At 69.3% G+C, this 12,153-nt stretch carries 13 protein-coding genes; 7 read left to right on the top strand and 6 right to left on the bottom strand.

Going from position 1 to position 12,153, the window contains the following annotated elements:
• Nucleotides 1-2: 2 nt before the first annotated feature.
• Both BLT45_RS06280 and BLT45_RS06285 read left to right on the top strand, forming a co-directional pair.
• Nucleotides 3-1,220: a sensor histidine kinase gene (locus BLT45_RS06280; RefSeq protein WP_093296528.1), complete on the top strand. Its 1,218-nt coding sequence runs from the start codon at nt 3-5 to the stop codon at nt 1,218-1,220.
• Nucleotides 1,217-1,978, top strand: a complete 762-nt coding sequence (locus tag BLT45_RS06285; protein WP_093296530.1) for a LytR/AlgR family response regulator transcription factor — start codon at nt 1,217-1,219, stop codon at nt 1,976-1,978. The genes BLT45_RS06280 and BLT45_RS06285 overlap by 4 nt, the downstream gene beginning before the upstream one ends.
• A 3-nt stretch (nt 1,979-1,981) precedes the next feature.
• Here the strand turns inward: BLT45_RS06285 and BLT45_RS06290 are convergent, their stop codons facing one another.
• From BLT45_RS06290 to BLT45_RS06300, 3 genes are all read right to left on the bottom strand, one after another.
• The gene (locus tag BLT45_RS06290) at nt 1,982-2,479 is read right to left on the bottom strand and encodes a methylated-DNA--[protein]-cysteine S-methyltransferase (protein WP_093296533.1); all 498 of its coding nucleotides are present in this window, start codon (nt 2,477-2,479) and stop codon (nt 1,982-1,984) included.
• A gap of 101 nt (nt 2,480-2,580) precedes the next feature.
• A complete protein-coding gene (locus tag BLT45_RS06295) occupies nt 2,581-4,080 on the bottom strand; it encodes a DNA-3-methyladenine glycosylase 2 family protein (RefSeq protein WP_093296536.1) in 1,500 nt (499 codons plus the stop codon).
• A gap of 49 nt (nt 4,081-4,129) precedes the next feature.
• Nucleotides 4,130-5,389, bottom strand: coding sequence for an alkaline phosphatase family protein (locus BLT45_RS06300; RefSeq protein WP_093296539.1), 1,260 nt, complete (start codon nt 5,387-5,389; stop codon nt 4,130-4,132).
• 57 nt (nt 5,390-5,446) lie between these two features.
• Here BLT45_RS06300 and BLT45_RS06305 point away from each other — a divergent pair, with 57 nt between their 5' ends.
• Complete coding sequence (locus tag BLT45_RS06305) at nt 5,447-5,968, top strand: YybH family protein (protein ID WP_254771796.1); 522 nt, start codon at nt 5,447-5,449, stop codon at nt 5,966-5,968.
• 87 nt (nt 5,969-6,055) lie between these two features.
• Complete coding sequence (locus BLT45_RS06310) at nt 6,056-6,388, top strand: hypothetical protein (protein ID WP_139187942.1); 333 nt, start codon at nt 6,056-6,058, stop codon at nt 6,386-6,388.
• Nucleotides 6,389-6,433: 45 nt separating this feature from the next.
• Here BLT45_RS06310 and BLT45_RS06315 read toward each other — a convergent pair whose 3' ends face one another.
• Nucleotides 6,434-7,168, bottom strand: a complete 735-nt coding sequence (locus BLT45_RS06315; protein ID WP_093296545.1) for a ThuA domain-containing protein — start codon at nt 7,166-7,168, stop codon at nt 6,434-6,436.
• Nucleotides 7,169-7,275: 107 nt separating this feature from the next.
• Between BLT45_RS06315 and hutU the strand changes: the two genes are divergently transcribed.
• The 3 genes from hutU to BLT45_RS06330 all read left to right on the top strand — a co-directional run bounded on the left by hutU (nt 7,276) and on the right by BLT45_RS06330 (nt 10,452).
• On the top strand, nt 7,276-8,943 hold the full coding sequence (hutU, locus tag BLT45_RS06320; RefSeq protein ID WP_093298610.1) for a urocanate hydratase: 1,668 nt from the start codon (nt 7,276-7,278) through the stop codon (nt 8,941-8,943).
• An 86-nt stretch (nt 8,944-9,029) separates the two neighbouring features.
• Complete coding sequence (locus BLT45_RS06325; RefSeq protein WP_175455741.1) at nt 9,030-9,707, top strand: TonB family protein; 678 nt, start codon at nt 9,030-9,032, stop codon at nt 9,705-9,707.
• 217 nt (nt 9,708-9,924) lie between these two features.
• Nucleotides 9,925-10,452: an REP-associated tyrosine transposase gene (locus BLT45_RS06330; protein ID WP_093296554.1), complete on the top strand. Its 528-nt coding sequence runs from the start codon at nt 9,925-9,927 to the stop codon at nt 10,450-10,452.
• 436 nt (nt 10,453-10,888) lie between these two features.
• Here BLT45_RS06330 and BLT45_RS06335 read toward each other — a convergent pair whose 3' ends face one another.
• On the bottom strand, nt 10,889-11,563 hold the full coding sequence (locus BLT45_RS06335) for a class I SAM-dependent methyltransferase (RefSeq protein WP_093296556.1): 675 nt from the start codon (nt 11,561-11,563) through the stop codon (nt 10,889-10,891).
• Nucleotides 11,564-11,622: 59 nt separating this feature from the next.
• Nucleotides 11,623-12,153, bottom strand: coding sequence for a lipocalin family protein (locus BLT45_RS06340; RefSeq protein ID WP_093296559.1), 531 nt, complete (start codon nt 12,151-12,153; stop codon nt 11,623-11,625).

The following is a 12,153-nucleotide window of genomic DNA, read 5'->3' on the forward strand; positions in this document are numbered from 1 at the left end:
GCATGGAGCGCACCTACGCACTGCGTCAGAAGTTGCCCGCGGAAGTGCTCGTGGGCGGCGATGCGATATGGAGCCGGTACCGCCAGTACCCCGTATTCGGCCTGCGCTGGCTGGTCGGTCGCAGCCTGTTGTTCTGCAGCGTGATCGCGGTGGTCGCCGCCTTCATCGGCGCCGGCAGCGGTGTGGCGGTGCATGACCTCGGCGTCGCGATCAAGGTCGCGATCACGCAGTTCGTCGTCTTCAGTCTCATGGCCACGCTGGGTCCTGCGTTGGCGACCGCGGTGCGGCACCGTGCGTGGCCGATGGCAAGGGAGCGCAAGGCCGTGGTGATCGCCGTGCTGGTCGGCATGGTGCTCAGCTTCTTCATCGACCGCGTGGGATCGTCCTACATCGAGCAGTTGATCAAACCGGGCCTGGAAGCCGCGGGATTGAACATGACGCCCCCGACACCGGCACCGCTGGTGAAGGCGATCGGTCTGGCGATCAACGTCGCTGCCTTGGTCGTGATCTACGGTCTGTTCGGCGGTGGGCTGGCGCTGCGGGCGTACTTCAGCGAACACCGGCGCTGGGACGAGCACCACCACGTGCGCGAACTCAGTGCGCTGGAAGGTCGTGTGCACGAAGCCGACCTGCGCCTGGGCGTGCTGCAGGCGCAGGTGGAGCCGCATTTCCTGTTCAACACGCTGGCGTCCGTGCGGGCGCTGGTGCGGCAGGATCCCGCACAAGCCGAAGCCACCCTGGATGCGCTGGTCGATTTCCTTCGCGCCACCATTCCGAAACTGCGCGACGACCGCGGCCTGCATGCCACGCTCGGGCAGCAGCTCGACCTCTGCAGCAGCTACCTCGCGCTGATGCAGGTGCGCATGGGCGGGCGGCTGACGTACACCGTGCGCGCCGACACGGCGCTGCGTGCGTCGCCGTTCCCGCCGTCGCTGCTGATCACCCTGGCGGAAAACGCGATCAAGCACGGCATCGAACCCAGGCCCGGCCCCGGCCGCATCGACATCGAAGCGGTCCGCGAGGACGGCATGCTGCGCGTGCAGGTGCGTGACGACGGCGCCGGCCTGCAACCCGGCCTGAGCAGCGGCGTCGGCCTGGCGAACGTGCGTGAACAACTGTCGGCGCGGTACGGCACGCGTGCCGCGTTCGCCTTGACGCCAGCAGTCGACGGTCGCGGTGTTTGCGCGGAGATCCGCGTGCCGCTAGGGTCGCCGGCATGAATGCCGTCACCACCCTGATCGCCGAGGACGAAGCGCCGCAGCGGCGCGCGTTGCAGCAGCAGCTGCGCGCCGCCTGGCCTGAGCTCGATATCGTCGCCGTCTGCGAAGACGGGCTCGCCGCACTGGATGCGGTCGCCCGGCACCGGCCGCAGGTCGCCTTTCTCGATATCCGCATGCCGGGCGTCAATGGCCTGGACGTCGCCCGGCAGGTGGTCGCCCACGGCGGGCTGGTCGTGTTCACCACCGCCTACGAGGACTACGCCATCCGCGCGTTCGAGGCGGGCGCGGCGGACTACCTGCTCAAACCGGTGCAGGACGCACGCCTGATGCAGGCGGTGGAACGCGTGCAGGCGCGCCTGGCGGACGCGCGTGCGCCGGACATGCGCGCGCTGATCGACGACCTGGAAGCGCGCCTGCGGCCGCAGGGCGATCGCCTGATCCGCTGGATCACCGCCAGCGTCGGCGACAGCGTGCGCATGATCGCGGTCGACGACGTGCTGTTCTTCCAGGCGCAGGACAAGTACGTGCGCGTGGTGACCGCCGATGACGAAGCGATCATCCGCATGCCGTTGAAGGAACTGCTCGGTGGCCTGGACCCCGACGTGTTCTGGCAGGTGCACCGCGGCGTGCTGGTCCGCGTGCAGGCCATCGACCGCGTGCGCAAGGACGACCTCGGCCGTCACCACCTCAGCGTCAAGGGCCGCAGCGACGTGCTGCCCGTCAGTGGCGCGTTCCAGCAGCGCTTCCGCGGAATGTAAGCCTCAGCCGAACAGATCGTTCGCGCGCGGCAACGCGCCTTCGAGTTCCAGGAGGAACTGCTTTGTCGGCAGGCCGCCACCGAATCCGGTGAGCGCGCCATCGGCCCCGATCACGCGATGGCAGGGCAGCACGATGGGCAGCGGGTTGCGCCCGTTCGCCGCGCCCACTGCGCGCATCGCCGTGGGTTTGCCGACCCGTTGCGCGAGCTGCGCGTAGCTGATCGTTTCGCCGTAACCGATGCCGGCCAGCGTCAGCCACACGGTGCGCTGGAAGTCCGTGCCGCGCGGTGCCAGCGGCAGGTCGAAATCGCGCCGCTTCTCCGCGAAGTAGTCGTCCAGCTGCCGTGCCGCCAGATCGAGCACGCGATGGTCGCCCGACACCCATCCCTCGCGGTCCGCCGGGTGCCGGTTGCGCGGGAACTCGATCGCATGCAGGCCGTCGTCGGTGGCGGCGAGCGTCAGCGTGCCTACGGGGCTGTCGAGGTGGCGGAACAGGATCATGGTGGGGGCAGGATAGGGGAAATGACGGTAAAGACGTGCGAGGTGTTTGCTGTGGGAGCGACGTAAGTCGCGAAGGGCCACCGGTAAAGCCTCATCGCGACTTACGTCGCTCCTACAACAGCAGACGCTTTGGGCGCCGCCATACTGCCCTTCCACACATGGATCACCGCATAGGCGCGCCACGGCCGCCACGCTTCGGCGCGTGCGGTCAGCGCTTTCGCAGTCATGCGCACGCCATCGGTGGGCACGGCTTTCTGCAGCACCAGGTCGTCGGCCGGAAACGCATCCGGGTGGCCGAGTGCGCGCAAGGCCATGTAGTGCGCCGTCCACGGGCCGATGCCGGGCAGGGCGACCCAGCGGGCGGTGAAATCCTCCAGCGTTCGCTCGGGCCGGAAATCCACGCGTCCTTCCAGCAAGGCGCGCGACAGCCCGCGGATCGTGTCGGCCCGCGCGCGCGTCAGGCCGATCTCCGTCAGGTCGACATCGGCCAACAGGTCGGGCGTGGGGAACAGATGCGTCAGTCCGTCGAACGGGATCGCCAGCGGCGTCCCGTGCCGCTGCGCCAACCGTGCGGTCAGCGTGCGCGCGGCGGCGACGCTGACCTGCTGGCCGATCACCGCGCGCACCGCGATCTCGAAACCGTCCCATCCGCTCGGCAGGCGCAGGCCGGGACGCGCGGCCAGCAAGGGCCGGAGACGCGGATCGTCGCCGAGCGCAGCGGCAATGGCGGAAGGATCGGCATCCAGGTCGAACATGCGGCGCAGGCGGTTGACGATCCGCAGCAGGTCGGCGGGCGCGCCGCCGTGCAGTTCGAGCTTGAGCGCGTGCGCGGTGGCATCCCAGGCGCTGACCCGCAGCCAGCCGGGCGCGTCCGGCGTACCGATCACGCGCAGGTAGCTTCGCTCATCGACGGCTTCCACGCCCGGCAACGCACGGCCGCGCAGGAAGTCGAGCATCGCGCCGAAGTCGTACGGCGGCCGGTAGCCCAGGCGCAGCGTCATCACGTCGCGGGCGACGGGCACTGCGCGTTTGCGCAGGTCGCGCGGGGCCATGCGGTATTCGTCGCGGAAGGCCGTGTTGAACCGGGTGAGGCTGCCGAAGCCGGCGGCCAGCGCGACCTGCGTGATCGGCAGCGCGGTCTCGGTCAGCAGCTGCTTGGCGAACAGCAGGCGGCGGGTGCCATGCACTTCACCGGGCGTGGCGCCGAGGCGATCGGTGAAGAGGCGGCGCAGCTGCCGCTCGCCCAATCCCACCCGGTCCGCAAGCTCGGCCAGCGGCGCGTCGACCAGCGCGCCCTGATCGATCAGCTTCAATGCACGCGCCACCACTTCATCGCCGCGACGCCAGGTGCCGTCGCCGGGTGCGAGTTCCGGCCGGCAGCGCAGGCACGGACGGAAGCCCGCCGCTTCCGCGGCGGCGGCGTTCCGGTAATACACGATGTTCTGCGGTTTCGGTGCCGGCGCCGGGCACACCGGCCGGCAGTAGATGCGGGTGCTGGTGACCGCCGTGAAGAACAGGCCGTCGAAGCGCGCGTCGCGGCTCAGTCGCGCCTGTTCGCAGACATGGCGGTCGGGCAGGGCGGTGGCGTCGGGTGGGACCATGGACGCAGGCTAGCACCGCGTTTCCGCATCGACTCACCGTTTCCGGACATCAATGCGCGGGCGCTGCCCGCGGCGTGAGCACCGGCGCGAAGGTGTCCGCGGTACCGTCGCTGGGTGCGGGCGCGAGGTCCAGCAGGCGGGCCAGCAACGGATACACGTCGACGTTGTCGAACGCAGGCAGGGTCGTGCCGGCGCGGAAACTGGGGCCGGCGGCGATGAACACCGCACGCATCGACGGCAGGGCGTTGTCGTAGCCGTGCGAGCCGCGATTCAACCTGTCTTTCGGTGCACGGCGCAGCTGGTCCGCCGGCAGGCCGTTCCAGCCTTCATCGAATTGGCAGACGATCGCCGGCACGCGCGGATGCGTGCCGTAGTGCCAGCGTGCGGGCAGCTCCTGCTTGCGCCAGCAGGCGTAGTGTTCGTGGCGCCCGAGCAGCCGTCGCTCGGTGTCGCCCGTATGGCCGGGACGCGGGTTGAAGCCGATCACCTGGCCGGTGCTGACGGCTTCGGCCTGTTCGATCGTGGCCATGTCCTCCAGCGCGATGTACTGGTCGGGCCGCACCGGCGCCATGCCGTGGTCGGAGACCACCACCACGTCGGTGGTGCCGCGCAGGCCGTGCGTTTCCAGCGCCTGCACGATGCGGCCCACCGCGGCGTCGACTTCGCGGATCGCCGCTAGCGTCTCGGGCGCGTCCGGACCCTTCTCGTGGCCGACGTTGTCGACGCGTTCGAAATACAGCGCGGCCAGACGCGGGCGGGTGGCCACCGGTTCGGTCATCCAGCCTGCGACCTGGTCGGCGCGCTCGGTGGCGCTGATCTCCGGCGAGTACGGCACCCAGCGGGTCGGCCGGCGGCCCTCGATGGGGGCGGCGCTGCCTGGCCAGGCCCAGATCGCGGTGCGCAGGCCGGCCTTTTCGGCGGTGTTCCAGATCGGCTCGCCCTGCCACCAGCGCGCATCGGCACCTGCGGCCTTGTCGGCCACCTTGAAGCCGCCGACGGCCTCGTCGCGCATGCTGTTGTGGATGATGCCGTGGCGGTCGGGACGCAGCCCGGTCACCAGGGTGAAGTGGTTGGGGAACGTCAGCACCGGGTAGGACGGATTCATCCACGCCGCATGCGTACCGGCGGCGGCGAGGGCATCGAGGTGGGGCGTGTCGCCTTGTCCGAGGGCGCTGGCGGGCAGGCCGTCGATGGAGATCAGCACGACGCTGCGCGGTTCGGAGGCGGTGGGGGCAGTGGGGGTGGTGGTGCAGCCGGCCGTCCAGAGCAGGGCGGCCAGCACGGTCACCCTGACCAATGGCAGGCGCATGCGGTACGGGGAAAAGCTGGAATCGGCCACAGCTTGGCAGACTCCGGGACATTCCGCATGACAATGCTCGCTCGCCTTTCGTCCGCCGCCCTCCTGGCCCTGGCCAGCGGGGGTGTCCTGGCCGCGCCGCCCGAGGCCGCGCGGCAGGCCGAATGCGCGGTCTGGCAGCGCGAACTGAGTTTCGCGCAGTCGGTGGCCGACCATGACGCCGCGGCGTTCGCCGAGCACCTTCATCCGGACGCCGCCTTCGGCGTGAGCCAGAAACCCACCCGCGGCCGCGAGGCCATCACCCGCGAGTGGACGCCGCTGATCGACGGCACGGCCCTGAAGCTCAGCTGGTACCCGGCAGTGGTGACCTCGGGCGGCGACGGTCGCACGGCCTATTCCAGCGGTCCGGCGCTGTACGAGGACCCGAAGACCGGCGAGACGCGGATCGGCCGCTTCGGCTCGGTCTGGTATCGCACTGACGAGGGGGTCTGGCAGGTGCTGTTCGACGATGGCATAGCGCCGCAGAAAGCGGACGCGGCCGCGGTGCAGCGCTTCCACGACGGGCGCAAGGCGCAATGCCCGGCGGCCTGAGGTGGGGCTGAACCGGCGGGGCCGCGGCCGCGACGCCGGCGCCACCCGGCGCGTATTGTCTTCATCACGCCCGTCCGGAGCCCCGTCATGAAGCCTCTTTCCCTGCTTGCCCTCACCGCCTGCCTGATGGCCGGGGTCGCGCAGGCGCAGACGGCCGCGCCGCCGGCCGAGCCTGCCCCGGCAACCGCACCTGCCACCGATGCGGCGGTGCCTGCGTCCGAGAAGCCCAAGAACGACGACAAGCCGCGCCTGTCGGATGCCCACTGCATCCGGAACACCGGCAGCCGCGTCCGTCCGCGCGATGCGAAGACGCCCTGCAACGGCCAGCCCGGGCGTGCCTACACGCGGGACGATCTCGACCGCACCGGCCAGACCGGCCTGGCCGAAGCCCTGCGTACCCTGGACCCCTCGATCCGCTGACGCGCCGGCCTCCCGGCTCCCGCACGTGGGCAGCAGGGGAACGCGTCAGCAATCCCCGGAACGTCCCGACGCGTAACGCAGCCCGCGCATGAGCTGCGCGATGAAGTGGGTGTCGGCGTAGATCGCGGCATCGTGGCCGAGCCCGGTGTACCAGCTGCGACCGCCTTCGACCTCATGGCACCAGGCGATCGGATGGTCCGCGCCCATGGTGCCGCCTTCGTAGTCCCGCTCGTCGACCGTGGCGATCACGCGCACCCGTGCGCGCGGATTGGTGCGGTAGTTGTACAACTCGTCGGTGACGGGCCATCGCGCTCCCGCGGGGGTACCGGCGCGCTCCGGCTGCACGTGCGCGGACTGCAGGCCGGGCGGGTGGCTCTTGAAGTACGCGCCGACCAGATCGCCGTACCAGGGCCAGTCGTATTCGGTGTCCGCGGCGGCGTGCACGCCGATGAAGCCACCGCCCTTGCGCACGAAGTCTTCCAGCGCGGCCTGCTGCATCTCGTCCAGCACATCGCCCGTGGTGCTGGCGAACACCACGACGCGATAGCGCGCCAGGTTCTTCGCATTGAAGGCCTGCGCGTCTTCGGTGTGATCCGCGGCCATGCCTTCGTCGGCCACCAGTCGCTGCAGCGCCGACACCGCCACCGGAATCGCGTCATGGCGGAATCCGGCCGTCTTGGTGAAGACGAGCACGCGGTCGGGTGGGGCAGCCGGGGAAGGTGCGGCGACCAGCAGGCCGGCCAGCAGGAGCGCGCAGAAAGCGGGGCGGAAGGCGTTCATGGCCCGATTCTGCCACGCACGCCATCGCGCACTGCAGCATCGCCGTGGCTCGCGCGGGGCGGGGCCTCCCGCCGATAATGGGCGCATACCTGCATCTGGAACCTGTCATGTCCGATCCCCGCCACGACCCGTCCCGCGTCATCCGCGCCCCGCGCGGCGCCACGCTCACCTGCAAGTCCTGGCTCAGCGAAGCGCCGTACCGGATGCTGCAGAACAACCTGGATGCGGAAGTCGCGGAGGACCCCACCTCGCTGGTCGTCTACGGCGGCATCGGACGCGCGGCGCGCGACTGGGCCTGCTACGACGCGATCCTGACATCGCTGCGCGAACTCGACGACAACGAGACCCTGCTGGTGCAGTCCGGCAAGCCGGTCGGCATCTTTCCCACCCATCCCGATGCGCCGCGCGTGCTGATCGCCAACTCCAACCTGGTGCCGCACTGGGCCACGTGGGAGCACTTCAACGCGCTCGATAAGAAGGGCCTGATGATGTACGGCCAGATGACGGCCGGCTCGTGGATCTACATCGGCAGCCAGGGCATCGTGCAGGGCACGTACGAAACCTTCGTCGAGATGGGGCGCCAGCATTACGGCGGCGACCTGACCGGCAAGTGGATCCTCACCGCCGGCCTCGGCGGCATGGGCGGCGCGCAGCCGCTGGCCGCGGCGCTGGCCGGTGCGAGCTCGCTCAACATCGAGTGCCGCCAGTCCAGCATCGACATGCGCCTGCGCACGCGCTACGTGGACGAACAGGCCACCGACCTCGACGACGCCCTCGCGCGGATCGCGAAGTACACCGCCGCCGGCGAGGCCAAGTCGATCGCGCTGCTCGGCAACGCGGCGGAGATCCTGCCCGAGCTGGTGAAGCGCGGCGTGCGCCCGGATGCGGTCACCGACCAGACCAGCGCGCACGACCCCGTGCACGGCTACCTGCCGATCGGCTGGACGGTCGAGCAGTGGCTGGCCGAGCAGAAGGCCGAGCCCGAGCGCGTGCGCGATGCCGCCAAGCAGGCCATGCGCGTGCACGTGGAGGCGATGCTGGCATTCCAGAAGATGGGCGTGCCCACGTTCGACTACGGCAACAACATCCGCCAGATGGCCTTCGACCAGGGGCTCAAGAACGCGTTCGACTTTCCCGGTTTCGTGCCGGCCTACGTGCGCCCGCTGTTCTGCCGCGGCGTGGGCCCGTTCCGCTGGGTCGCGTTGAGCGGCGACCCGGAAGACATCTACAAGACCGATGCCAAGGTCAAGGAACTGATTCCGGACGATGCGCACCTGCATCGCTGGCTGGACATGGCGCGCGAGCGCATCAGCTTCCAGGGCCTGCCGGCGCGCATCTGCTGGGTCGGCCTGGGCCTGCGGCATAAGCTGGGCCTGGCCTTCAACGAGATGGTCCGCAACGGCGAACTGAAGGCGCCGGTGGTGATCGGTCGCGATCACCTGGACAGCGGCAGCGTGGCGTCGCCGAACCGCGAGACCGAGGCGATGAAGGACGGCAGTGATGCGGTGTCCGACTGGCCGCTGCTCAACGCGATGTTGAACGTCGCCGGTGGGGCCACCTGGGTGTCGTTGCACCACGGCGGCGGCGTGGGCATGGGCTATTCGCAGCATTCCGGCGTGGTCATCGTCTGCGACGGCAGCGAAGAAGCCGACAGGCGCATCGCCCGCGTGCTGTGGAACGACCCGGGCACCGGCGTGATGCGCCATGCCGACGCGGGCTACGACATCGCGGTGCAGTGCGCGAAGGAACAGGGCCTGAAGTTGCCGATGGCATGATGGCGGCACGCCGGCAGGGGATCGGCGATCGCAAAGCGCAATTCAGGGGGAAACGCATGCGGTGGATGGTGTCTCTTGTTTTCTTGTTGCCTGCGGCCCCGGCGGTCGCGGCGGATGCCCCGGCCTGCCCGCCGCTGGTGCGCGATGTGCCGGCCTATCCGGACGACCTGCGCCAGACCCAGGCACAGGGCAGCGTCCTGCTCGACCTGCGCGTGGACGCCTGCGGGCAGGTCATGGACGCCGCTATCGCCCAGAGCAGCGGCCATGCCGCGTTCGATGCGGCCGCACTGAAGGCATCGCGTGGATGGGTGTTGGGCCGGGATGTCGCGTCGGGCGCCGTCGGCGGCCAGGTGCGCGTGCCGCTCGATTTCAAGCTGCCGCAGCGCCGTTCGTACGCCTACGTCGGCCATGACGACTGGCCCGCGACCCACCGGCGGCCGCGCTACGTGCTGGAAGGTCTGCCGGGGTATGCGGCGCCGACCGCCGTGCTCGACCGGTACGACCTGCAGCCCGAGGTCATGCTGACCCCGCCGTACCCGTACGTGCGCAACATGCTGTTCCGGCAGCGCGGCGCGGCGCCCCGGGAATACTGGTTGTTCATGTACCTGGGGGACCGCGCCACCGTCGCCGCCCGCTATCGCCTCGTCATGGAGAATGACGAACCCGTCGTGCGCGTGGCCTTCGTCTGCGAAGGCACCGAGAAACATTGCGCACGCGACCGCAGGCTGGTGATGAAGGGGTTGCCGTTCGCACGGGCCCGGTAGATCGTTGTGCGCGAGGGTGCCGTCGCGTAGCCCGGGTAGAGCGAAGCGAAACCCGGGGCCTCTACCCTGCATGGCGCAGTGATGGACGGCAGCCCGAGTTCCCCGGGTTTCGCCGTTGGCTCTACCCGGGCTACGTGAATCTCCGGATTTTTTCCTCACTTCGGGTCGAGGTGTTCTCCGATGGGCGTCGCCTGGTTGGAGAGGGCAGCCTGTCCCCATGGTCCAGTACCGCCGCCAACGCGTCCGGGGTGGGACGTACTTCTTCACGGTGACGCTCGCCGATCGGTCGGCCACGACGCTGGTCGATCATGCGGATGAATTGCGGGCCGCGATTCGTGCGGTACGTCGCCGGCATCCGTTTTCGATCCTTGCCATCGTGGTCCTTCCGGATCATCTGCATGCCGTGCTGCGCCTGCCGGAAGACGATGACCGCTACTCCATGCGCTGGCGATTGATCAAACGCGAATTCACCATGCGCCTGCGTGCACGCGGTGTCCGTATAGCGCGGCGTCCGGGCAAGGAGCGGCGGCTGTGGGCGCGCAGATTCTGGGAGGCCACGATCCGGGATGCGGCAAGCCTGGCACGGCGTATCGACTACGTGCATTTCAACCCTGTCAGACACGGTCTGGTGACCCGCGCAGCGGACTGGCCACACTCTTCTTTCCACGCGTTCGTTGCTCGCGGCGCCCTGCCCATCGATTGGACCGGCGCTTCGAACCCGCCGCCAGACTCCAGCGGCGAATAACCCACCGGCCCTGCGTAGCCCGGGTAGAGCGAAGCGAAACCCGGGGCGTGCATCAGGCACGGTACGTGGGCGGCCTGCAGGTCGAGGCCCCCGGGTTTCGCCGTTGGCTCTACCCGGGCTACGGCAATCGGGCTTTTCTGGTGTCTCTTCTCTCACTAAGGTCCAACGTTGGATCTTTTTCGATGTTTCTTCTCTCACTAAGGTCCAGCGTTGGATCTTTTCGGGTGTCTCTTCTCTCACTAAGGCCCATCGTTGGATCTTTTAGGGTGTTTCTTCTCTCACTAAGGTCCAGCGTTCGATCTTTTTCAGTGTTTCTTCTCTCACTAAGGTCCAGCGTTGGATCTTTCAGGGTCGTTCTTCTCTCACCAAGATCCGGCGTTGTCCTGGTGCGCACCGGTGCCGGGGCTTCCCGGGCGTCGCGCCACGCATGCCGTCGTCAGCGGGGAGTGCGCGCCACCCAGCCGCGGAAGCTGAAGGCGGCATAGAACAGGTCGATATCGACGAAGCCGGCCTCGCGCAACAGCGCTTCATCCTGCGCCGGGGTCAGCAGCGGCAGGCGTGCGCTGATCGCCGCCGCGGCGTTGGCCATGTTGGCTGCGGGAATGCCGGAAGCCACCGCGAAGGCGGCATAGCGCGACAGCCAGCGTTCCCTGGCGTCCGCGGCATCGTCCACGCTGTGGTGGGCGACGACGAACGGGGCGCCGGGCGCGAGCCGCCTGCGTACCTCGACCAGCGTATGCAGGCGCTGTTCCGGGGGCAGGAAGTGCAGCGTCAGCAGGCAGGTGCCGCCGTCGAACGGGCCGGGCGGCGCGTCGTCGATGTAGCCCGCGACCAGCTGCGCGCGCGGCGCGAGCGGCCCCAGCGTGGTGGTGGCGAGCGCCAGCATCTCCGCCGAGGGATCCACGCCGGTGAACCGCCAGCCGGCATGCGCGTCGGCGAACGCCTTCAGTTCGAGTCCCCCGCCGGCGCCGAGCACCAGCACGTGGCCGTCCTCCGGCACGGTTTCGGCCAGCAGCACGTGCGCCATCTGCTGCAGGCCGTGGAAGCCGGGCACCTGGCGCACCGGACCTTCGGCATAGCGGGCGACGGCATCGGGATCGTTGAACGACATGCGGAACTCCGCGCGCGGGGGCCGCCATGCTAGCGCGTTGGCGTGCCGCGCCTATGCGCTCACTGCGGTACGCGGCGCAGCTTGGACAGGTCGTAGCCCAGTGCTTCGATCTGGCGCAGGCGCGCCTGGTAATCCGCGTCGGAGATCGCCGGCGTGCGCGCCATCAGCCAGACGTAGTCGCGCTTGCTGCGGGCGACGATGGTCTGCTGGTAATCGGCATCGACGAACGAGATGACGTACTCGGCCTGGATCGGCCAGACGAACTGCATGTTCCAGACGGCACCGCCGGTGTCCGGCCGCACCGTGCCCACCGGATGCATCGTCTTCTCCGGTCCGTCGAGCGCGCCCTTGCGGTAGCGGAACGTCGTCCGGATGCGGCCGTCGGGGAGGCGCGCATACGACTCCACCGCGCGGTAGGCATCGCGTTCGGGGAACGAGGGAATGTGGGCGATCACGTACCAGTCGCCCATGAAGCGGTCCACGTCCACCGGCGCGGCCGTGGGCACGGAGGGTTTGACGTTGCCGGAGCGGCAGCCGGCCGCGGTCGCGGCGATCACCAGGGCGAGCAGGGCGACGGGCAGGGTGCGCAT

Source organism: Pseudoxanthomonas sp. CF385, from assembly GCF_900104255.1.
Lineage (GTDB): Bacteria > Pseudomonadota > Gammaproteobacteria > Xanthomonadales > Xanthomonadaceae > Pseudoxanthomonas_A.